This window comes from Trinickia soli (genome assembly GCF_002879855.1).
Lineage (GTDB): Bacteria > Pseudomonadota > Gammaproteobacteria > Burkholderiales > Burkholderiaceae > Trinickia > Trinickia soli.
Window position 1 is genome coordinate 54,545 of record NZ_PNYB01000022.1, and the last position, 19,459, is coordinate 74,003.

39 protein-coding genes are annotated in these 19,459 nt (G+C 62.7%); 15 read left to right on the forward strand and 24 right to left on the reverse strand.

Going from position 1 to position 19,459, the window contains the following annotated elements:
• Positions 1–2 precede the first annotated feature (2 nt).
• From C0Z19_RS21715 to C0Z19_RS21815, 24 genes are all read right to left on the reverse strand, one after another.
• Positions 3–227 carry a hypothetical protein gene (locus C0Z19_RS21715; RefSeq protein ID WP_102611903.1) on the reverse strand — a complete coding sequence of 75 codons (225 nt, stop codon included), beginning with the start codon at positions 225–227 and terminating at the stop codon, positions 3–5.
• A gap of 78 nt (positions 228–305) precedes the next feature.
• Positions 306–812 (reverse strand): hypothetical protein, encoded by a 507-nt coding sequence (locus tag C0Z19_RS21720; protein ID WP_102611904.1) that lies wholly within the window; start codon positions 810–812, stop codon positions 306–308.
• Between the two features lie 44 nt (positions 813–856).
• Entirely contained in the window at positions 857–1,747 is an 891-nt protein-coding gene (locus C0Z19_RS21725; protein ID WP_102611905.1) for a phage capsid protein, read from the reverse strand.
• Between the two features lie 99 nt (positions 1,748–1,846).
• Positions 1,847–2,098 carry a hypothetical protein gene (locus tag C0Z19_RS28055; protein ID WP_146012117.1) on the reverse strand — a complete coding sequence of 84 codons (252 nt, stop codon included), beginning with the start codon at positions 2,096–2,098 and terminating at the stop codon, positions 1,847–1,849.
• 3 nt (positions 2,099–2,101) lie between these two features.
• Entirely contained in the window at positions 2,102–3,082 is a 981-nt protein-coding gene (locus C0Z19_RS21730) for a hypothetical protein (RefSeq protein ID WP_102611906.1), read from the reverse strand.
• Positions 3,072–3,344, reverse strand: a complete 273-nt coding sequence (locus C0Z19_RS21735) for a Bbp19 family protein (RefSeq protein WP_102611907.1) — start codon at positions 3,342–3,344, stop codon at positions 3,072–3,074. The genes C0Z19_RS21730 and C0Z19_RS21735 overlap by 11 nt, the downstream gene beginning before the upstream one ends.
• A 3-nt stretch (positions 3,345–3,347) precedes the next feature.
• Positions 3,348–5,030 (reverse strand): portal protein, encoded by a 1,683-nt coding sequence (locus C0Z19_RS21740; RefSeq protein WP_102611908.1) that lies wholly within the window; start codon positions 5,028–5,030, stop codon positions 3,348–3,350.
• Positions 5,031–5,033: 3 nt separating this feature from the next.
• Complete coding sequence (locus C0Z19_RS21745) at positions 5,034–5,345, reverse strand: hypothetical protein (RefSeq protein WP_102611909.1); 312 nt, start codon at positions 5,343–5,345, stop codon at positions 5,034–5,036.
• Position 5,346: 1 nt separating this feature from the next.
• Positions 5,347–5,613 carry a hypothetical protein gene (locus C0Z19_RS21750; protein WP_102611910.1) on the reverse strand — a complete coding sequence of 89 codons (267 nt, stop codon included), beginning with the start codon at positions 5,611–5,613 and terminating at the stop codon, positions 5,347–5,349.
• 2 nt (positions 5,614–5,615) lie between these two features.
• Positions 5,616–5,831: a hypothetical protein gene (locus tag C0Z19_RS21755; protein WP_102611911.1), complete on the reverse strand. Its 216-nt coding sequence runs from the start codon at positions 5,829–5,831 to the stop codon at positions 5,616–5,618.
• Between the two features lie 10 nt (positions 5,832–5,841).
• Positions 5,842–7,323, reverse strand: coding sequence for a phage terminase large subunit (locus C0Z19_RS21760; protein WP_102611912.1), 1,482 nt, complete (start codon positions 7,321–7,323; stop codon positions 5,842–5,844).
• The gene (locus tag C0Z19_RS21765) at positions 7,320–7,574 is read right to left on the reverse strand and encodes a hypothetical protein (protein WP_102611913.1); all 255 of its coding nucleotides are present in this window, start codon (positions 7,572–7,574) and stop codon (positions 7,320–7,322) included. Before C0Z19_RS21765 ends, C0Z19_RS21760 begins: the two co-directional genes overlap by 4 nt.
• A 2-nt stretch (positions 7,575–7,576) precedes the next feature.
• Positions 7,577–8,053, reverse strand: a complete 477-nt coding sequence (locus tag C0Z19_RS21770; protein WP_158243039.1) for a terminase small subunit — start codon at positions 8,051–8,053, stop codon at positions 7,577–7,579.
• Positions 8,050–8,274, reverse strand: a complete 225-nt coding sequence (locus C0Z19_RS21775) for a hypothetical protein (RefSeq protein ID WP_102611915.1) — start codon at positions 8,272–8,274, stop codon at positions 8,050–8,052. The genes C0Z19_RS21770 and C0Z19_RS21775 overlap by 4 nt, the downstream gene beginning before the upstream one ends.
• Positions 8,252–8,755, reverse strand: a complete 504-nt coding sequence (locus C0Z19_RS21780; RefSeq protein WP_146012119.1) for a hypothetical protein — start codon at positions 8,753–8,755, stop codon at positions 8,252–8,254. Before C0Z19_RS21780 ends, C0Z19_RS21775 begins: the two co-directional genes overlap by 23 nt.
• Positions 8,756–8,766: 11 nt before the next feature.
• Positions 8,767–8,940, reverse strand: coding sequence for a hypothetical protein (locus C0Z19_RS28320; protein ID WP_158243040.1), 174 nt, complete (start codon positions 8,938–8,940; stop codon positions 8,767–8,769).
• 79 nt (positions 8,941–9,019) lie between these two features.
• A complete protein-coding gene (locus C0Z19_RS21785) occupies positions 9,020–9,463 on the reverse strand; it encodes a RusA family crossover junction endodeoxyribonuclease (RefSeq protein WP_102611917.1) in 444 nt (147 codons plus the stop codon).
• Positions 9,457–9,783 (reverse strand): helix-turn-helix domain-containing protein, encoded by a 327-nt coding sequence (locus C0Z19_RS21790; RefSeq protein WP_146012120.1) that lies wholly within the window; start codon positions 9,781–9,783, stop codon positions 9,457–9,459. Before C0Z19_RS21790 ends, C0Z19_RS21785 begins: the two co-directional genes overlap by 7 nt.
• Positions 9,780–10,040: a hypothetical protein gene (locus tag C0Z19_RS21795; protein ID WP_146012121.1), complete on the reverse strand. Its 261-nt coding sequence runs from the start codon at positions 10,038–10,040 to the stop codon at positions 9,780–9,782. The genes C0Z19_RS21790 and C0Z19_RS21795 overlap by 4 nt, the downstream gene beginning before the upstream one ends.
• Positions 10,037–10,483: a hypothetical protein gene (locus tag C0Z19_RS21800; RefSeq protein WP_102611920.1), complete on the reverse strand. Its 447-nt coding sequence runs from the start codon at positions 10,481–10,483 to the stop codon at positions 10,037–10,039. The genes C0Z19_RS21795 and C0Z19_RS21800 overlap by 4 nt, the downstream gene beginning before the upstream one ends.
• Positions 10,480–11,553, reverse strand: coding sequence for a DUF1376 domain-containing protein (locus tag C0Z19_RS21805; protein ID WP_102611921.1), 1,074 nt, complete (start codon positions 11,551–11,553; stop codon positions 10,480–10,482). The genes C0Z19_RS21800 and C0Z19_RS21805 overlap by 4 nt, the downstream gene beginning before the upstream one ends.
• Entirely contained in the window at positions 11,550–11,675 is a 126-nt protein-coding gene (locus tag C0Z19_RS28950) for a hypothetical protein (RefSeq protein ID WP_269844875.1), read from the reverse strand. The genes C0Z19_RS21805 and C0Z19_RS28950 overlap by 4 nt, the downstream gene beginning before the upstream one ends.
• A gap of 85 nt (positions 11,676–11,760) precedes the next feature.
• On the reverse strand, positions 11,761–12,204 hold the full coding sequence (locus C0Z19_RS21810) for a phage regulatory CII family protein (protein WP_102611922.1): 444 nt from the start codon (positions 12,202–12,204) through the stop codon (positions 11,761–11,763).
• A gap of 71 nt (positions 12,205–12,275) precedes the next feature.
• The gene (locus tag C0Z19_RS21815) at positions 12,276–12,497 is read right to left on the reverse strand and encodes a helix-turn-helix domain-containing protein (RefSeq protein ID WP_102611923.1); all 222 of its coding nucleotides are present in this window, start codon (positions 12,495–12,497) and stop codon (positions 12,276–12,278) included.
• A gap of 79 nt (positions 12,498–12,576) precedes the next feature.
• On the opposite strand from C0Z19_RS21815, the gene C0Z19_RS21820 reads away from it, so the two are divergent.
• From C0Z19_RS21820 to C0Z19_RS21875, 15 genes are all read left to right on the forward strand, one after another.
• Positions 12,577–13,245 carry a LexA family transcriptional regulator gene (locus tag C0Z19_RS21820; RefSeq protein ID WP_269844876.1) on the forward strand — a complete coding sequence of 223 codons (669 nt, stop codon included), beginning with the start codon at positions 12,577–12,579 and terminating at the stop codon, positions 13,243–13,245.
• On the forward strand, positions 13,245–13,565 hold the full coding sequence (locus C0Z19_RS21825) for a hypothetical protein (protein WP_102611925.1): 321 nt from the start codon (positions 13,245–13,247) through the stop codon (positions 13,563–13,565). Before C0Z19_RS21820 ends, C0Z19_RS21825 begins: the two co-directional genes overlap by 1 nt.
• 166 nt (positions 13,566–13,731) lie before the next feature.
• Entirely contained in the window at positions 13,732–13,893 is a 162-nt protein-coding gene (locus C0Z19_RS28325; protein WP_158243042.1) for a hypothetical protein, read from the forward strand.
• A gap of 10 nt (positions 13,894–13,903) precedes the next feature.
• The gene (locus C0Z19_RS21830) at positions 13,904–14,302 is read left to right on the forward strand and encodes a hypothetical protein (RefSeq protein ID WP_102611926.1); all 399 of its coding nucleotides are present in this window, start codon (positions 13,904–13,906) and stop codon (positions 14,300–14,302) included.
• 16 nt (positions 14,303–14,318) lie between these two features.
• Positions 14,319–14,477 carry a hypothetical protein gene (locus C0Z19_RS28330; RefSeq protein ID WP_158243043.1) on the forward strand — a complete coding sequence of 53 codons (159 nt, stop codon included), beginning with the start codon at positions 14,319–14,321 and terminating at the stop codon, positions 14,475–14,477.
• 1 nt (position 14,478) lies between these two features.
• Positions 14,479–14,784, forward strand: a complete 306-nt coding sequence (locus C0Z19_RS21835) for a hypothetical protein (protein ID WP_102611927.1) — start codon at positions 14,479–14,481, stop codon at positions 14,782–14,784.
• A gap of 1 nt (position 14,785) precedes the next feature.
• Positions 14,786–15,064, forward strand: coding sequence for a hypothetical protein (locus C0Z19_RS21840; RefSeq protein WP_102611928.1), 279 nt, complete (start codon positions 14,786–14,788; stop codon positions 15,062–15,064).
• 1 nt (position 15,065) lies between these two features.
• Positions 15,066–15,371 (forward strand): hypothetical protein, encoded by a 306-nt coding sequence (locus tag C0Z19_RS21845; protein WP_102611929.1) that lies wholly within the window; start codon positions 15,066–15,068, stop codon positions 15,369–15,371.
• Position 15,372: 1 nt separating this feature from the next.
• Entirely contained in the window at positions 15,373–15,564 is a 192-nt protein-coding gene (locus C0Z19_RS21850) for a hypothetical protein (protein WP_102611930.1), read from the forward strand.
• A complete protein-coding gene (locus tag C0Z19_RS28335; RefSeq protein WP_158243044.1) occupies positions 15,561–15,737 on the forward strand; it encodes a hypothetical protein in 177 nt (58 codons plus the stop codon). Before C0Z19_RS21850 ends, C0Z19_RS28335 begins: the two co-directional genes overlap by 4 nt.
• On the forward strand, positions 15,734–16,678 hold the full coding sequence (locus C0Z19_RS21855; protein ID WP_158243045.1) for a YqaJ viral recombinase family nuclease: 945 nt from the start codon (positions 15,734–15,736) through the stop codon (positions 16,676–16,678). The genes C0Z19_RS28335 and C0Z19_RS21855 overlap by 4 nt, the downstream gene beginning before the upstream one ends.
• A gap of 53 nt (positions 16,679–16,731) precedes the next feature.
• A complete protein-coding gene (gene recT, locus C0Z19_RS21860; RefSeq protein ID WP_102611932.1) occupies positions 16,732–17,769 on the forward strand; it encodes a recombination protein RecT in 1,038 nt (345 codons plus the stop codon).
• 3 nt (positions 17,770–17,772) lie between these two features.
• A complete protein-coding gene (locus C0Z19_RS21865; RefSeq protein WP_102611933.1) occupies positions 17,773–18,393 on the forward strand; it encodes a 3'-5' exonuclease in 621 nt (206 codons plus the stop codon).
• A complete protein-coding gene (locus tag C0Z19_RS21870) occupies positions 18,390–18,575 on the forward strand; it encodes a hypothetical protein (protein ID WP_102611934.1) in 186 nt (61 codons plus the stop codon). Before C0Z19_RS21865 ends, C0Z19_RS21870 begins: the two co-directional genes overlap by 4 nt.
• Before the next feature lie 38 nt (positions 18,576–18,613).
• Positions 18,614–19,414, forward strand: coding sequence for a hypothetical protein (locus C0Z19_RS21875; protein WP_146012122.1), 801 nt, complete (start codon positions 18,614–18,616; stop codon positions 19,412–19,414).
• The last annotated feature ends 45 nt before the right edge of the window (positions 19,415–19,459 follow it).

Consider the following 19,459-nt stretch of genomic DNA (forward strand, 5'->3'; position numbering starts at 1 on the left):
CCTTAGCCCGCGACCTGATACTTGCCGGAGGTTTCGATGTACGCGTGCAACCGCTCGAGCGCGGCGAGCACCTGCATACGTGCCTGCGGCTCGGAAAGGCCATCGGCGCGCAGCGTATCCCAATCGACGGTCAGCTCGATGTTCTTCGTCACGACGGCAAGGCCCGCCGCATCGGTGATTTGGTGGTCGCTGTCTTCCGGGTTGATCGAATAACGACGGGTTGCCATTTCGGTTCTCCAATTTGCAAAAAGCCCGCGAGCCGTGAAGCCCGCGGGAAATCGCCGTCCTGCTTGAAAAGAAAGTGATTACGTACCGTTGTCTACGTATTCGACCGATGCACCCACGATGCCGCCCGAGCCAGCCGCTGCCGTGAGCGTCGCAACGATGTCGAGCGTGCCGCCCGGGTCCGCGCTCAAGCCCGCCGCTTGCCACAGCGGCTGCTCTTGCTTGTCCATCGTGTAGGTGCCCGACTCGTTGGTCACGTCGCTATTGGACAGAGCCGAAGCGAGCGAGACGGCCGAGCCGAAGAAGGCTGCGCTCACCGCTGCGCCGCCGTCCTTCGTGTTGCGATAGACGCCGATGTCGGCCGCACACGTGGTGATCGCTGCGCACGAGAGCAGTACCTTGCGCACCATCACGGTCGTCGGGACGGACGCCAGGATGTACTTCGAGCCGATCGAATCGCCGTTCACGGCCGTGACGTAGCCGTGCGACGAACGAAGCGAGCCGCGTTCGAGCCGACCGTCGTTGATGACTGGCGGGACCGCATCGCGGTTCGTGATCGTGGTGGACTTTGCAGTAACGACTGCCATGATTCACTCCTTTGGTTCGTGAGAAAGAGGCCCTGCCGCCGCGCTTACGCGCAGGGGATTTCGACGACCTTCTTCTCTTCGATGCGCGTCGAGCCGAACGTGCCGTACAGGTAGACCTGCCACGGCAAACCGGCCAGGTCCTTACGCTGCGACACGTCCGACGAGATGTCCTGCCACTGGCCCAGGTGCATGCCTTCCTTCACGTAGAAGGGGCAACGCGTCTGCGACGAGCCGTTCTGCGGCAGGCGCTCGGAGTGGATGAAGTCGACCTTGCCCCAGGACATGACAAAGCCGTCGTTGACCACGGCCTTCTCGCCGTTGTAGTCGGCGTTGATGACCTGGATTTCGTCCATCAGGTTGCGGTTCTGCTTGGCGCTGATGACGCAGTTGATGCGCTCGCCCGAGGACGGATCCCACGCTTCATTCGAGAGCAGGATCTGGATGCCGGCTTTGAGCTTCTCGACGTTCATGCCCGTGGCCGAGCTCGCGCCTTCCGAGGCCGACACTTGCTGCGACGAAGGGAAAGTCGTGGACGTGCTGCCGTCGACACCCGTCTTGGCCGTGCCGAAAAAGGCGGCGATGATCTCGTCGTCCTTCGCGCGGTTCATGGCGGCCGTGCCGTTGGTGACGTAGCTCGATTGCGGGTCGATGAGCAGGCGCAGCTTATCGATGCTGTCGATCAGGTCGTTCCAGTCGTAGTCGCTCGGAAACACCCAGCGGCGATCGGCTTGCGTATCGGCAGGCGTGAGAGCGGGATAGCGGGTCGTGCGCTTGGTTGCGACGGTCGGTGCGAACTGATCGACCGGCACGCCTTGCTTACCGACGTAGGTGCCTTGCGTGACCGAGCCGATCAGGCGCGAGCCCTTCTGCTGCGAGAGCAGTTGGACATTCGTGGTGTACTGCTGCACGTAGTGCGTGGTGACGAACTGGGACATGACGCCCTCCAGAAAAAGTGAAAGAGACTCACGTTCTCGAAGGGCTTGCCCTGTTCGGGGCCGCTTCTTGCCCCGTTACGCGGGGCCATGCGGCAGTGTCTAGCTGCTCTTGGACCGGGCCTTTGCCGTCGGCTTGTCGGTCTGTTTCGGCGGCTCGGGAGTGGGTTCTGGTTTCGCGTCCACAACCGGCGCCGTTGGCGGTGCGGTCAAAGCAGGGCCACAGACAAAGCGCGTGAAGCTCGCTGCACGATCAATAATCCACTGATCGTCTTTGTCGGGCCTGTAGACCAGTCGAAGGCATTCTAGACGGATCGCCTCCGGCGTTAGTGATGCGTTTGTGGTATCAGCCATGCGTTACTCCGAAGTCGGATAGGCAATCTTGATGAGGCGCTCCATCTCTGCCTTCTTGGTGGCATCGCCCTGCAGGTAGGCAGTCGTCCACGCCTTGTCGCTCTTGAGCGCATTGATCCTTGCCTGCGCTTCGGCCGGCGATGTGCCCAGGCCGCCCGGATCGCCGCTCGTGGCCATCCTGTGCTCGCCCAGGTTCTTGCCGATCGAGGCGAACATTTCGAGCATCGCCTTCGTGCCGATCGCGCCTTCGAGTTTGCCGAGGATCGCTTGACGCTCGGCCGCGTCCTTGGCCGGGATGAACTGCGCGGCCGCGCGCTTGCCAAGTTCCAGGTTGGCGTCCGCTTCCTTGCCCCAGGCTGCGACGACCTGGCCGAATTCCTGGTTGGCTTGCACGCGCGCTTGCTCGGCCTGCTGTGTGGCGCCCGAGGCCATCGATGCATTCCACTTCTCGACGAGCTGCGCCGCTTGCTTGGGCGGGATGCCTGCCTCATGGAACCACGTGGCCGCTTCCTTTGCGAACGTGTCGGGCTGACCCTCCGGGACCTTGATGACACTCATGTAATCGTCGACCTTCTCCGGCACGCCCATCTTTGCGCGGAACGCGGCGATTTCCTCGGCGGGTGCGTCCTCACCAGGGATCACGACAGTGCGGCCGGCGCGCTCGTGCCCGAGCAGCTTCTCCAGGTTCCATGCACTCTCGGCGAGCGCGGCCGGGTCCTTGAAGCCCTTGGCTTGCGTCCACGTGCGAACGTCCGGGTTTTCGAATCCCGAGTACCACGCGTCGGCGTTGGCTGCAGGCGCGGGCGCGGGCGTTCCAGCGGCAGGCGTGCCCGGCGCGGCAGAAGCTGCGGCCGGAACAGCGGGCGCGCCTTGCGAACCGGCAGGCGTTCCAGCGGGAGCGGCAGCAGCTGCAGCGGGCGCTGCGGCGGCAGGTGCGGCAGCAGGTGCTGCGGAAAAGGCGGCGGCGGCGGAATTAGTCGTCATTGTCGGCTTCCTCTTTGAGCTTCAGCAGTTGTGCATCGTCGATATGCAGGTGCGCGACGATGCGTTGAAACACTTCTTGGCGGCCGATCTGCACGGCCGTGGCGATGGGGTCGGCCTGCTGGCGGATCGTGGAGACGACGAGCGGCGACTCGCCGGCGCGGCAGAAGCGCCGCAAATCGGCCAGCACGTGGCGCGCCGAGTCTCCCTTGAACGTGGCGCGGTAGTGAGAACGGCGGCGCAGGATGCGATCGATCATGCCCATGGATTACTGACCTCCAGCGGGCGCGGGCGTTGGCAGGATGTTCGGTGCGACCTGATTGGGCGCGGACCCGGCCATGCTTTGGGCCTGCGCGAAATCCTTCGCAGCCGATGCGGCAACAGGTGCGGCGGCCAGAAGCTGCTGGGCCTGCGCCTGCTGCGCCTGCTGTTCCTTGAGCGCGGTGATTTCCTCATCGGTGCGCAACAGCCGCTCGGGCACGCTGTTGATCGAGGCGAGTTCGCGCGCGCACGCTTCCAGGTCGAATATCATCATCACCGACGGATCGATCTGAGCGAGCGGCGCGATCGACTGGATCGTCTGCATGATGCCCACGCCCACGCCGGCGCGCTGGGCTTGATTGAGCGGACCCTGGTAGCGGATATGCACCTCGGCGCCGCGGTCCATCAGTTCGCGCGGCATCGGCGGTAACGCACCGTTCATCGCGAGAATGTCGAGCTCGCGCTCGGTCGTCGGCCCGAGCAACTCCGACTGCATGCGCCCCATCGGCGGCCCGAGCAGTTGGCCCTTCTCCTGCGCTCGCAGCATCGCTTCGGTCGCCGTGATCTGCGGTTCCTCAACGAGGATGCGAAAGAGCGTGACGAAGAACGCGTCGTTGATGACCTCGCGGCGCTGATTCATCATGTCCAGGCCGATGTCCACGCGTCCCTGCGTCTGGAACGGGATCGCCATCGGACGGCCCTGGGCGTCGACGTAGCCATGATTGAGCGCGTTCGATCGCACGTTGAACGCCTGCAGGCTCGCGTCGTCCGAGAGCATGATCGGCGGCGCCACGACCTGCTGGCCGGCGCGCAGCACCGTCTTGCTCATCTCGTTGAGCATCTTGATGTCGGGCAGCACAGCCATCGCGGGCGAGCGCCCATAGCACTCGCGCGGACTCGTTTCGTAGCGCGGCACAGCAAACGGGAACGTGCGATAGCCGCCCTCATCGACGACGGTGCGTGTTTCGAACTCGATGTAGCAGGACGAGAACTTCTTGCCCTTGGTCGGATGCAGCGCATAGCCGGGCGCGAAATCGTCATTGGGCCCGACGCAGTGCAGAAACCAAAACTTCTCAAGCGGATTGCGCTCGAGCGCGCGCTTGATGCCCTCGGACAGGTTTTGCGGCCCGAACATCGCGGCGGCCTGCGCGGCGGTGTATTGGAACTTGCGATGCAGGCGATTGATCGAGCCGTGCTCGTCCTCTTCGGCGTAGCACTCGGCAAGCGGAAACGACTTGTAGCGGATGCCCACGCCAAGCACGTCGTCGACGAACAGGATTCCGGTGCCAAACGCACCCAGGTCGAGCACGACCTCGGACGACTGCGAAATGAAGTTCGCACGCGCCGCATAGCGGGCCTTGAACAAGACGTCGTTCACCGCCTCCAGGTAGCGCTTGACGTTGCTGTTTTCGTCCAGCGCCTCATCGCCCGTCGTGAGCGCTTGGTACTTCTGGGTCGACGGCATCGTAAAACTGATGACCGCCGCGGCGAACTTGGGCAGCGCGAGCGGCGCCGTGGCGTCGAAGATCTTCTCGTTGCGCTTGTCGCCGTCCGGACGCTGCTGCTGAAAGATATTTTGCGTGGGCCGCACGCGCTCGGCAACTTCGCGCCAATGACCCTCCCAGATACCGCGTCGCGCCTGCATCTGTTCCTGCAGGCGGATGAGCGCATCAGCGCGTTCGTCAGCCATGGCTTACCCCGCGTTGTTCGTCGGGACGCCAACCGCGTACGCGTTCACCGCGGTGGCTGTCGTCACGTTCGCGCGGATCGCGCCGGCGGCCGAAACGAAGTTTGCCGTGCCGTTGGCCGTGAGCGATATCGGCGTGCTCGTGCCTTCGTGATTGAGCGGAAGCCACACGCCGGCGGGCGATTGCTGCTCGAGCGCGACCGTGCCACCGCCCCATGTTGCGTCGACCATGAACAGGCCGCGGCCGCCTTGCCAGTCGACGCTTGCCACAGCGCCGCCGCCAGCGGTCGAGAGTGTGAGTTGTGCGCGACGCGCCATGTCAGCCTCCGAGATAGGACGCCCCCATCGAGGGGCGCGAAAGTGATGCGTTCGTTGTGTTGGACTCGTTGATCGCTGCCGCGCGCTTGGCCGCCTGCTGGCTTTGCACAAGGCCGTAAAGCTGTTGCTGGCTCGGCGTAGTGGGCTGGGCAGGCTTCGTGACGAGCCCGAGCGGATCGGCCACCGTGCGATCGACTTCCTTCGGCATGAGGCCGAGCGGGTCGGTCAGCTTGAGCAGCGGGTTGGTGAGGTTCGGTAGCCCGCTCACGATCAGTTACCGAGCAAGCGCGCTGCGGACGTGACCGGTTGCGTTGCCGACGAGCCGTTGGCACCGGCCAGGATCGTCGAGGCCATGCCGCGGCGGCGGCGCAGCGCGTCAGCATCGTTCTCGGCTTGAACGCTCGCCTGATCGACTGTCGGGGGCGGCGGCGCAACAGGGGGTGGCGGCAGCGAGGGAGTGCTCGGTTTGGAAAAGAGAGTGGACATGGCCGCGCTCCTAGAAGTCGGTTTGGTAGTCTGTGATCGCAAAGGACGGGCGATTAGCCACGGGCTCACGCTTCACAATCGCCTTACCTTCTCCAGCGCCGATCATAAGGTACTGATCTGCGTCGCAAACGTGGCTATAGATGTTTTTATCTGGCACATCGCGGTACTTCTCATCGCCTCCGACTTGCACGCGCTTGTAGTTGTAGCCGCCCGCGTAGCCTTTGCGCAGGAACCGGCAGTCGGGATGGATGATCATGCCCGGCTCGCCATCGATGAGCCGCGTCATGGGCGTGCGCGTCGCTTCAATGCGAAGCGTCGGATCGTTCGTCCTGGCGGGGTTTGCGCGCAAGCCAGCGGCTGCAAGGATGTCGAACACCGTGCGCTCGTCGGCGCCGCGTGCGTTGCCTGCCGGGTCGCCCGTGATACTGCCGATCTTGAACGTCGGGTACTGCTGCGCAAGGTGCGTCTTCACCAGCTCGGCGAAGCGCACTATGCCCATGTTGTCGGTGACGATCTCGGTGCGCTTGCGCCACTGGCCGTTGGGCATCTGCTGCCCGAACACGGCGGCCGGCGTGAGACCAAAGTCCATGCCGATGTGCAGGAACAGGCGCGAGTTCGCTTCGAAGGTCTTGCAGTGCACGCTGTCGCGATACTCGGGATAGACGGGCTTACCATCGAGCACGAAGCCGTATTCGCCGTCGACGTAGACGCGGATCCATTCCGGCTTCTTGTTCGCGCACGCTTTGAGGTAGTAGCCCGGGTCGAGGTTCTGCAGGTTCTCGGCGTTCGGCGAGCGCCCGCCTGGTTGCCGGAACCACTGGAACAGAGGTTGATCGGCGCGCAGCGAACCCACGTCGCGCAGCTGCTGCTCAAGCTCGGCGACAGTCTCCACGTCCTCGGGCGTCGGTTCCTCGGCCAGCCGGTACCACCAGTGGTCGGAATCAGGCGGGTTCGTGTCCAGCATGATCTGCGGATCGGTACAGCCGCCCTCTTCACGCCGCGGGAAACGTCCGACGCGGCCCGTCAGGCCGTCGAGGATCGCCTTGGGCACTTCGCGCGCCTCGTTGATCCACGCGTCCGATAGCTCGAGCGAGAGCAACTTGCGCACGTCGTCAGGCCGATCGAGCGCGATGAAGATCAATTCCCAATCGATTTTCTGCCCGGCATCGACGATGTGGTGCGTGGGCGGCCCTGACTCGCGATAGTTGCCGTAGCTGGCCGGAATCCACTGGTGCCACGTCTTGATGGTCGTGGTCTTCAGTTCGGGATACGTGTTGCGGATGATCGCCGTGCGGCGCCTGATCCATCCGTCCTTTTGGCGCTTCTGCTTTTGCAGGTTGCGCACGAGCTTCATCACGCAGCAAACGGACTTGCCGGAACCGATCGGCCCCATGATGCCGGCGACGAACGCGTCGGACTTGATGAAGTCGCGACCGACCGGGCCCGGCGGCTTGTAGTGGATCTCGCGGCCGTTAGACGGGATGTCGCTCATTGCAGCTTATCGCCCGGCAGCGCGCGCGCCCGGCCATCACCCGGCACGACCTGTCGCGTCAGGTTGGCGTCCTTCACGCGCAGCTTGCCCGCGCGCACCGCGAAGTACTTGGCCGCCTCGGTGACGGCCGTGATGAAGCCGCCGAAGTCGTCGAAGTAGCCGGTGTAGGAGCACTGGTTGATCTCGATGTGCATGACCCAAGCACGCTCATGCACAGGGCTTTTACGGATGATGATGTCGGTGATACGCATGGTCAGTCGCCCAGGTGAAGGTGGATGTGAAGCGGCGAGCCGTCGCCAGCATCGTCGCGGTACATGTTCAGGTGCTTCTCAAGCGCAGTCAGGCTCGCGTTCTTGTCGGCGAGCCGGAGCGTGAATTTGCCCTTCTTGTCGTAGCCCCAGCCGGCCACAGCGCGGCGCACGTCCTCGGGCAATGCGGCGATGTCTTGCGGCTTGGTGATGCGCTGGCCGGCGATGTCGCCCGGGTCGTAGAACGCCATGCGGGCGCGCTCGGTGAGGATGCGCTCGACTGTCACGTCGAGTTTGCTCATCAGTTTTTTGGTGCGGCTGCTTACAACTGCCTTTACCTTCGCATTGCTTAACAAACGCGACGCCTGTGCCTCAGCCGTCTTGGGGCTGTATCCGGCGCGTATGGCGGCCTGCTTTCCGTTGGAGTCGATCAGGTATTCCTGAACGAACCGCATTTGCTTGGGTGTGAGTTCGGTGCTCATTTTTCGCGGCCCCGTAGCCATTCCATGACCCGCTTGACCTCCATCACTTCGTCGAGGTCGTAAAGCACCCGCCGGCCCTGCCGGATAGGACGGGGCCGGTAGTTTTTCATGCGCGTGCGCCCGATCAAGCCGTTGACGCTGAGGTTAAGCAGCTCAGCGGCTTGTTCTCGACCGATGAGCACGCGCTTGTCCACGAGTTCAGAGAACAGCGCGAGCTGCATTGATGACGGCCTTCCACTCGTGCACGGCGAACTGTTCGGCGCGGTAGTACATGCGCTCGACCATCGCTTCGATCTCGTCAAGGTGAGTCGATGCGGGATGCGGATCAGCGGCGGCCTCAGAACCGGTAGAAGCGGGGTCCTGGTTTGCCGCGGTGTCTTCGCTGGGCGAGGCAGGAAGTGCAGAAGACGCCGCGCCGCTTTCGGAGAAGGACGCCGCATCGGGCGCACCTGCGTTTCCCGGCTCACCCGCGCTTGCCCCAGCTGCTGCATCGATCGCAGAGGTGACTTCCGGTTTTTGCGCTACCGATGAGGCACCACCAGCAGCGTTTGGGGCGTCTGTCGTCGCGGCGGAAATACCCGCGTTATCGGTCGAATTTCCGCCGGCCGTGCTGACGGGCTCGGTGCTGCTCGGTGCTGCGTCGGCCATGTGCAGCGGCAACGCCGCGGCGAGGATGAGTTTCAAAAGTTGCGATAGTCGCATCGTGGTTGCTCCTAGGCGGGTTGGTGCTGCTTATCGCGCCAGGCCAGAAACGGCCGGCGCAGGAACTTGTGAAAGCGCTGCTGCGCTTCGATGTCGGTGGCGAGCTCGCGGCGGCTCTCGATCTCGCATACGGTGCGAATGAACGCCGCGGCGGTGTCGATGTCCACCTCGCGCGGCGGGACCATCCATTGCGCGACTCACTCGCGGAATTGAGCATCGCGGGGAAACATGCCGGCGAGCTTTTGGGCGGTGATCACCGTAGCCTCACGCGAAAAGCGCAGCCTGCGGCTGCTCGGTGGTGATCGGCGTGATCGTCACAACGACGCGGGCCTCGCCGTCAGGCTCGCAACGGCGCGCACTGTCCGACCAGATCCATTTGTCGTCGACGATGACGATTCCCTTGAACGCGTCGTAGAGCACCTTGCGCGCGTTGTCGAGATCGATGCATCGGACGTTGTCGTCCCATGCCGTACCGAGCTTGCGCTGACGCGTCTGCCAGTCCTGGGGACGTTCCGGGTACAGGTCGATGTGGATCCGCACGCGGCCCTCGATCGGTGCACGAACGCCGGCGGCTCGAAGAATCCAACCGACCTCGGCCTTGTACTGCTTCGCCTCTTTCGTCGGCACGATCGTCACGTGGCCGTTGATCGGTACCGGGCGCCAGTACTTGTTCGCGGAAAGCGGATACGGGAGGGTCACGGTCAGCACGCTGACACCTCCTCGCGTTGATCGTCGCTATGCCGATGCACGGCATCGATGTCGGCACCGTCGAAGCCTATCCCGAATGCGAGCCAGTCGAGCGAGACGCCGAGCGCTTTGCCGATCTCGATGAACAGGAACGCATCCACGTCGCGGCTGTCCTGCTCAAGTCCCATGATCGCAAACCGCGCGCAGCGGCAGGCCTGCGCCAATTTCTCCTGGCTCAGTCCGCGCTGTTGGCGTGCGTGCCGGATGCGCTGGCCGATCGTGCGCATTGCCTCGGGACGCTCGAATTCACCCTTTTGGGGCAATTTGTAAGGTTTGGTCACGATGGCAGGCCTCCGGCTTCACGCGCCATTGCTTCGCCTTGCGAGCGCGGCACGAGCGACAGATGCAGGCCATCGGACTTATCGCACACGACGACGGTCGGCTCTTCGCCCGGGAAGTGACGCACGAGAGCATCGATGTCGGTCGACGTGATCACGGCTTGTGCTTCCGGCAAGCGAAGCAGCAAGATCGCGGCGAGCTTGTGCCAGAGGTCTTCGGTCGCCCGCATGACGGGGTGATTGGGGTTGATGACGGTCACTGCTGCACCTCCGAGTAGTGGTCCAAGGCGTGTGTGGGGCCGATGACGGGCGCCGTCGGCACGATGCCGGAAAGGCCCTGCTGCTGGCCGAAATCGTTCGTCGCATCGAGCAGGTGCCGCTCGAGCCTTTGAAGCCATGCGCGTGCGTTGCCGTCCGTCTTTCGATCGAACGCGAGCTCTCGCGCCTTCGGGTGCTGCTTGAGCTCGCGCAGGGCGATCGCTGTTGCCTCGGACTTGTGGCCGGTGATGCTGTCGGCGCGGATCGCCTTGGTGAGGTCGACGACGACGGCCTCGGCGTTGCGCAGGCAATGCGTGATCGCATCGTTCGCACTGTTCGGGCGCCCGTGGTGGCAAAAGCAGTACCAGGGATGGCCGCCGAGCGAGCCGAACAGCGGACAGCCGTTCGCCGCGCACATGCCCCATTCGCTCGATTCGGCGCTCATGCGGCGGCTCCCTGCGCCTCACGGCGCTTGATCTCGTCCCAGCATCGGGCCTTGAGCTCATCCCAGGATTCCCTTTGCCGGCCGTCGCCGAAGCCCAGTTCGCGCGCTTTGCGCTTGATGCCCTCCTGCGTACGGTCCCAGTCGTCGAATCGCTTGACCACAGGCTTGGCCGGTTTCGGATTAAGCAGATCGGCGACGACCGGCGCGAGGTAGTTCGGCCCAAGCTGCGCGCCCTCGGTGAGGCTTGCCCTCGCCTTCGAGATCGCCGCGTCGAGGATCTCGTTCGTCACGCGAGCGTCGTCACCCCAGGTCGCGATGTTCGGGTTCATGCTGTTCGCGCCCACAACGCCGCGTTGTCGCAGGTAGACCGCGATCTCGACCGATCTCGAAACCGGAGAAGAGCAGTCGTCGGCAGGCGGGGCTACCTTCGTTTGAGCTGGTGACTGCTCTTCTAAGGGTTTAGGTTTACTGTCCTGTCCTGTCCTGTCCTTCTCTTTAGCCGTGGCTGAGGCGTCATGCGTTACGTCTCGCGTTACGTCACCTGTTACGCTTTGCGTTACGCTTGGTGACGCTTGAAGTGACGCGACAAGGCGCTCCAATTCGTCCATCTTCGCTTCTTTCGAGACGACGATTCCACGCCCGCGAAGCACTGCGAAAAGCTCTCTGCGACGCTCGCGGTAACGCTGCTGGCGCGTCTCTTGGTTCTGTTCACGCTCGACGTACGCCTCGCGCTTGTCCATGGCTTCGATCGCCTTCTGGGCAATGACCGGGTGGTAGAGGCGACCATCGCTACACAGGATCCAGCCACGCAGCGCCACGGCCTTTCGCTTCTTCCAGGTGGCCGGTTCAAGGCCTGCAAGATGCGCGAGAAGCTTGTCGTCGTTGGGCAGACTGGCGGCGGGCACCTGCTTCCATGACTTCGCCCAAAGGCGAAACGCGGTCTTGAACTCGTCGCCGGTGGAGAGCCCGAAGGTGTCGCTGTCGATGACGCGCTCAACATCGAGCGGCATCCAGCGATAGCCAGCGAGGTCACAATCGGCCGGCGTGAGGGGTTGCGGGAGATCGATCATGCGGCCACCTCAACCGTCGGCGCGACGCATCGCCGCGCGCGCTCGGCGCCCCATACGTCGCATCCAGGTAGCGTCTTGTAGATGCTGTCGGCGCGCGCGAAAAGCACTGCGACGGTCTTCATACCCGCCACCACACCCAAACCGGTGCGCCAAAAGCGAACGCGATCAGCGCGGCCATGTATGCGTCGATCCATAGGTCGATCATGGTCACTTCTCCGCCATGCCTTCGATGCGGCCGACGAGCCCGAACAGCGTGCGGATGTGATCCCACACGCGATCTTTCACGCGGCGCACCTCGTGCTGCTCGACGATCCCGTCCTCGAATGTCTTGTTGACCTCGCGGCCGATCTCGCCATTGGTTTCCCAGGTCCTCGCCATCAGCTCGATGACGTCGGCGTCGGCGCAATGCTCCGGCTCCGGTACCTCGATGCACGTCAGCCCAAGCTCGCGAGCGAACGCGATCGCAATCCGGCGATCGTTCGCAACAGCCGAGAGCAATGCGGCTTCCTTGAGCGTCAAGTGGTGCGTCGAATTGTTCGGATTGACCTTGTTGCGCAGCACTGCGCCGGACATGCCAAGGCGCGGCGCCAGTGATTCAGTTCCGCCCGGATAGTCGTGCGCGACCGCGTAGGCAGCGTCCGTGATGTTCACGCGTAGATCTCCTGAACGTTGTGCGGTGCGGTATAGGGAGTGTTTAATTCGGCCAACGGACAGCAAGGGCTTTACGCCGCCTGTGACTCGGGCTCGGGGTTGCTGCCCGCAAATTCGGGCGGCAAAAGATCCCGCTTGCCGAGGCGAACTGCCGCGCCGACGACGCGATCGCTTTGGTCTTGACGCAATTGGTCGGGCCAAAGCGAAACAGCGCCGCGCGTGAGGCCGAGCGCACGCGCAATTTCGGACTGATTGCCGAAAATCAAGATTGCTTGTTGCTTCGTGAGCGTCATAGCCGCCACCTGTTGTTGAGCATACTAGACAAATGATATGTCGAGCACTCTAACCGTGCAAGTGTTTAATCTGCTAACCATGACAACACTTGCCGAACGCTTACAGGTCGCTCTCGATCAGGCGAAGATGAAACAGATCGAACTCGCGCGCCGGGTGGGGATTACCCGGGGCGCTGTGTCCCTCTGGCTGAAGGGCGCTACCACAAAAGTCGAGGGAGAAAATCTAGTAAAAGCGGCGCAAGTTCTAGGCGTTTCACCGAATTGGCTCGCGACCGGCCGTGGCAGGATGAAGTCGGCGTCCCCCAGAGAAATCGCTCTGGAGGACAATCCCGAATATCCTGCGATACGACGTGTGAAGATAAAAATATCGGCTGGCGTCACTGGCTTTGGAGTCGAGCCGTTGGCGGATGACCATGCGCCGATTGTTTTTCATCGGTCGTGGTACGAGAGCAACGGCTACAGTCCCGAGAGTCTGATAGCCATAAAAGTGAACGGGGCCAGCATGGAGCCCGGTCTATACGACGGCGATTGGGTCGTCGTGAATACCGACGACACGCAGCCGCGCGACGGCATCGCGTTCGCCGTGAACTATGACGGCGAGGTCGTCGTCAAGCGGCTGTTCCGCACCGACGGCCAATGGGTGGCCGCCTCCGACAATCCAGATAAACGGATCTACCGCGACCGCCCAATGAACGGCGATACGTTTATCATCGGCCGCATCGTGCACAAGCAAAGCGAGCGGATCTGATGGCATTTTTCGACGACGCCGCCGGCGAACTCGTCAGGCTGCTGCTTGGCCTGGCGTTCGTCGCGGCGCTCGTCTGGATTTGCGGGCGCATGCCGCGCGCGTACGTTGCGCTGAAGGTGCTCGCGCTCGCGAGCTGGGGCGTGCTGAGCGTCGCCATACCCGCTTTCGTCTTCTTCGCTGCCTACCTTCCCTCCCGCCAGTTCGCGCTGGGCGCCGTCGCGCTCGCCGTCGGAGCCGCGTGCATGATTTGGCCCTTCGTCGTTTTCGGCTGGCCGGCGCTGCGCAACTCCCTTCGCGCAGGGGCTGCGCATCGACCGTAGCGATTTCCCAACACTCTGTAATCCAGGCCGCATAACGCGGCTTTTTTTTCGCCCTCGAACGGGTTCGGGAATTCCCCTGATGAGTCGAATGTATAGCGTGCTTGACATGATTTGAGCCGTATTGTTTAATTGTCTCAACAGCGCACGACGCGCTACGGAGACAGCGATGCAACCCACCGACCACACCCCGTACATCGTCACATTCGTCGACACCGAGGTCCGCGTCGAGGCGCGCGACTGCGAAGAAGCGCAGGAACTCGCGATCGAAAAGGTCGAAGGCCGTCAAGGCTTCACGACCGAGATCGTGCGCATCTGCCGCGCTCGATAAGGAGGCGACCATGCAACCCACCCTGATCCCATCCCGCACCGACGATGCGCTTGCGTTCATTTCCGAGCGTGCGCAGGCCCAGCGCGACGAAGCGCAAGACCGCGCCGAGTCACGCGACGAGCAGAAGGCCGCGATCTCGAAGGCGCGCTTGAACGCGAAGCTCGCCGCGCTCACGCACGACGATCTCGTCGCCGGGCTGCACAGCGTGACTCGGGCGCAGCATGGAGCCGAACTGCGCGCTGCGTGGCTCGATGGCGAAGAAGCGCTTGGCGCGATGTTGATGCGGGTCGTGCGCGATCAACTGGCCGACGAAGCGGACCTCGAAGCAGAGGAAGTGCTGATCCGCATCGAAGGGTCGGCCCGCGAGGAAGCGCCGCGGCGCCGCACTTTCATCATCGCTGGCGCCTGACAACCGCGAGCATGACATGCACACGCTATCGACCGACCTCACGCCGCGCGACCTACGCCTGATCGAGCTGGCGCACGCGGTCATCAAGGCGCTTTCCTTCGGCACGTTCGCGGCGCTCGCGATCGCGCCTTTCATTGAACACGGCCGCTTGGTGCGGCTGATTATCGGGGGCTGAGATGCAAGTGAAGATCAAAGGATTTATTTACGCGGAGCCATGCAGAAGGTGGAGCAACGATGAGGATAAGCTCGTCGATGCCTTGAGATTCGACTTCGCGACATACCAAAAGTCGAAGGAATACTCGCCCCAAGCTGTTCTCGTGCGAGAGCATGAAATCGAGGTCGATGTGCCTGACGATTTCGACATTCGGGATGGCCTTGTTGCCAATCTCGAAGCCGAGAAACAGGCGGTCATGGCTGCTTATCAAAAGCGCGTGACCGAGATCAAAGCGCAGATACAGCAGCTTCTTGCGATCGAGGCCTGACATGACCGCCCCCAAACACACGCCGCCCGAACTCGAAGCGTATGGGCCGTACGTCAGCGCTCGACGCGGCGACACAACGCATCAGGTCGCAGATTGTTCGATGGCGCAGCATGGGGCGGACTACGCACGGCAGTTTGCCGCTTCTGTCGACATGCTCACCGCCCTAGAAACGGTGCTCGCAGGCGGGCACCTGACGACGGGCGAGCAGGCGATTGTGGCGAATGCGATTGCGAAGGCCACGGGCAAGAGTATCGACGAAGTACTTCGGATTGGGGGGTGAGATGGGACGCTACATCATCGAAGGGACTTGGCAAGGATACCGATCAAGCCAGGACCGAGTAGTGCATCGCTCAGTTCATGACGAAGCGGAAAAGAAACTGCGTGCATGGGCTGAACAGGCATTCTCCATCCGATATACCGATGGAACTTGCTTGATCCTCTCGGTTCGCGATTGCAAGCCGCGCGAACGCGTCGCGCAGACCCTCAGCTACATGAAGTTGATCCGAGATTGCGCCCATTACGGCGTCTCCACTGTGCAGGCATTGCTCGACGCAGAAAAGACCGCACGTTCAAAGAAGGTGGCCTGACATGCGCAACCGCGATTTTTACCTCTACGACGACGGCCATAGCCGCGTGACGCTCTCGCGCGAAGGCTTGCGCCGCGCCCGCAACGATAACCCGCTGCTGAAGACGGCCAAGTTTCGCGACACCGCTCGCGTGTGGGTGCTTGCGATCGGCGTCGTCATCGGCTGGTGCGCTCTCCTGGGGCTGTCGAAATGAACGCCCTTCTGCGCCGCCTGTGCGCGCGCCTCGATTTTCTCTATGAGCGGCACCCGCTGCTCGCAATGCTGATCGCGATCCTTATTTGCTTCGCTTGCGAGATCGCAATCAGCTTCATCGGCGGCGACGCCATGCCGCCCGCCATCACTCACATTGGAGGGTTTTCAGCGTGAGCACCGAATTGGCCGTTGTCCCCGAAATTGACCGCTCGACCTTCATCGGCGGCAGTGACGTGGCCGCCATCCTGGGCGTGAGCCCTTGGAAAACGCCGTACGAGCTTTGGCTTTCGAAGACCGGCCGGGCCGAGCGCGAAGAAGTCAGCCCGGCCCAGCAAAAGCGATTCGACCGCGGACACCGACTTGAGCCGGTCGTGCTCGACATGCTCATCGATCGTCTCACCGACGAAGGGCACGACGTCGAGTTGATCTGCCGCAACAAGCGTTATACCGACGAGACGCACCCGTTTCTCGCCTGCGAGATCGACTTCGAGCTGATGCTCGACGGCGAGCACATCAACGGTGACTGCAAGACGGTGCATCCGTTCGCGGCCAAGAAATGGGGCGAGGAAGGCACTGACGAAGTGCCGATCGACTACGCCGCGCAGTTCATGCACGGCCTGGGCATCACCGGCCGGCGCCGCTGCATCGTCGCAACGCTGATCGGCATGGACGACCTGCTCATCTATTTCGTCGACCGCGACGACGAAACGATCGATGCCATCCGCGCGCGCGCCGTCCAGTTCTGGAACGAGTGTGTGCTCGCGGACCTGCCGCCCGATCCGATCGACTTTGACGACTGCCGCGCGATCTACGCGAAATCGAACGGCGGCAGCATCGAAGCAACGCCGGAGATCCGCGAGGCTGTGTCAAAGCTGGCCGAGACAAAACACAAGCTCAAGGTCTTCAAGGATCAGGAGGAAGAGCTCTCCTATCGCATCACGGCATTCATGCAACCCAATGCCGTGCTCACCTACGGCGGCGCCACGATCGCGACCTGGAAGAACCAGGACGATACGCGCGTCGACCAAAAGCTGCTGAAGGAAGATGCGCCCGATATTTGGGCCAAGTACAGCCGCACGAAGGAAATCCGCGTGCTGAGATTGAAGCTGAAGTAACCCGCGCGTCGCACAGAACACCCTACCCGAACCCCAAACGGAGTCAAACGAGCATGAGCACCGCCGCCCTAAAGCAAGTCGCGACCGGAAAGGTCGAAGAAAAAAAGAACCCAGTCGATCGCGTTGCCGCGCTGCTCGCGAGCACAAGCATGCAGGCGCAGATCAAGGCCGCGTTGCCGCGCCACATGACGCCTGAGCGCCTCGCGCGCATCGTGACGACGGAGATCCGCAAGACGCCTAAGCTGGCCGAATGCACTCCGGTTTCCTTCTTCGGCGCCGTGATCCAGTGCGCGCAGCTGGGGCTCGAACCGGGCAACGCACTTGGGCATGCCTACATCCTGCCGTACGACAAGAGCGTCAAGACGGATACGGGTTGGAAGAAGGTTCCCGAGGCGCAGCTCATCATCGGCTACCGCGGCATGATTGACCTGGCGCGCCGCTCCGGACAGATCATCAGCATCGACGCGCGCGCCGTCTATGAAGGCGACAAGTTCGAATGCCGCCTTGGCCTTGATCCGCATATTGAGCACGAACCGGATTGGACGAACGCGAATCGCGCCGATGCGGCGAAACTTCAGTTCGTCTACGCGGTGGCGAAGCTCAAGGACGGCGGCATCCAGTTCGACGTAATGAGCCGGGCCGAGATCGATGGGATTCGCGCGCGATCGAAGGCGGCCAGCAATGGGCCTTGGGTAACGGACTATTCCGCGATGGCCCTCAAGACGGTCGTGCGTCGCCTGTTCAAGTTCCTGCCGGTGAGCATCGAGATTCAGATGGCGGTGGGCCTGGACGAGCGTGCCGAGGCCGGGCTCTCGCAGGACAACGGCGCAATCATCGACGGTCAGTTCACGACCGTGGGCGACGACGCAGACGGCATCGATCAATCGACCGGCGAAATCACTGACCAGCGAGCGCAGCAAGCCGAGAACACGCTGCCGGCCTACGACGACCTACTCGCGCAGATCCAGAAGGCGAACGACGTGGAACTCGCCGCGCTCGCGCTCGACAGCGGCCGTGATCTGCCGAAGGATCAGTTCGTCAAGCTCGAGCAAGCTTTCCAAGACCGCAAAGAAGTGCTGCTCGGAGCCTAAGCCATGAAGCCGATCCTTTTCTACGACACCGAAACGAACGGCCTGCCGTTATGGCGTGAGCCTTCAAACCATCCGGGTCAGCCGCACATCACGCAGCTTGCGGCCGAGCTTTTCGACGCCGATAGCGGCCGCACGCTCGCCTTCATGGACGTCCTGATTCACCCGGACGAATGGACCATTCCGGAGGATTTGCAAAAGCTTACGGGCATTACGAACGAACTCGTTTCGCGTTTCGGTCATCCGCTCGAAGACGCGCTCTCGATGTTCATGCAGATGTGGTGCGAAAGCGATTTGCGCGTCGCGCACAACGAGTCGTTCGACCAACGCATGATTCGCATCGAGGCCGTCCGCGTTCTCAATGAACGCCACGGTTTCCATGAGGATTGGAAGCGCGGATCGGTGTTTTGCACACAAACGAACAGCTTGTCGATCCTGAATCTTCCACCGACACCCAAGATGCTCGCGGCCGGCTTCAACAAACCGAAGTCGCCGAATCTCGGCGAGGCCTATGAGTACTTCACCGGAAAGAAGCTCGAGGGCGCGCACAACGCCGCTGTTGATCTCGCTGCGTGCAAGGCTGTCTACTTCGGCATTTTGGACCATCGGGCGAAGGCGGCCGCATGACCGTCACTAGTCCCCTCTTTCAAATGCTTCGAGAGATCCGCGACGCGGAAATGTCGAGCGTCGATCGCGAGTTGCTGCGGCCGGCGTTCGCGGCGCTCGACGGCGGTCCGGTCATTCCGCTGCCCGAGCGAGTCATCGCCCGCGTGCGCGACATCCACGCGCGCATGCCCAAGTCGAAGTAACCGCCCTCCCACTTGTCACCGACGCCCAGGAGAACCGCATGTACGTCCAGATTGAAAAAGCGATGGCCAAGATCACCTCGGTGACGCCCATCATGGAGAAGCACGGCAAGAAGAAAAAGCGCCCGGCGCACTCGATCATTTTCGAGTTCGCGATGCCCAACACGGTCCTCGATCGCATGGACGAGAACGGCCTGCGCGAGGCGTTCTACCGTAAGCCGAAGTCGGCCAGCGTGAACAAGTCCGGGCAAGTGCAGATCGACACGTCGAGCGTCGAGGACGGTATCTCGCAGCTCAAGTTTCCGTGGTGGCAGCAATGGATCGACGTGCCGGGCGAGCTCACCGGCTGGGTGCTCACGCTTCACACGGGCAATACGGAGCGGTCGCACATTGTGCTTGACGAAGCGAAGGTCAGTGCGTTCCAGGTGCTGCCCAAGGACCTCGCAGTCACGCTCGTCAAGTGCAAGGCGATCGTGCATCCGACCGCGCACGAGAAAGGCAAGATCGACGAGTTGCTGCAAACAGACGTGCCCGTGAGCATCATGCCGCCCGACACCGGCGATCAACCGAACCTGCCGGGCATGACGCAGCAGCAAGACGGCGACGGCGACGGTTCAGAAGCCAACGGCGATGGCGACGGCGATCAACCGGAGGGCGGCTCAAGCGACGCGCCCAAAGAAGACCCGTTCGCCGGTACCGACCTCGCACGCGGGACGGTGAAGAGCGACGCCGTGGTCAGCACGAAGAAGAAGTCGCGCGGGTTGCCGCCCGGGGCCGCTTGGCCTTTTCCCGATCCGGACAAGGTCCGTGGAGCTGGTGAAGCGCCGCCGGCCGAACACTGATATTCCCCTCTCTCACCTCGCGCCGTTGGCCCTCGGATTAGGCGC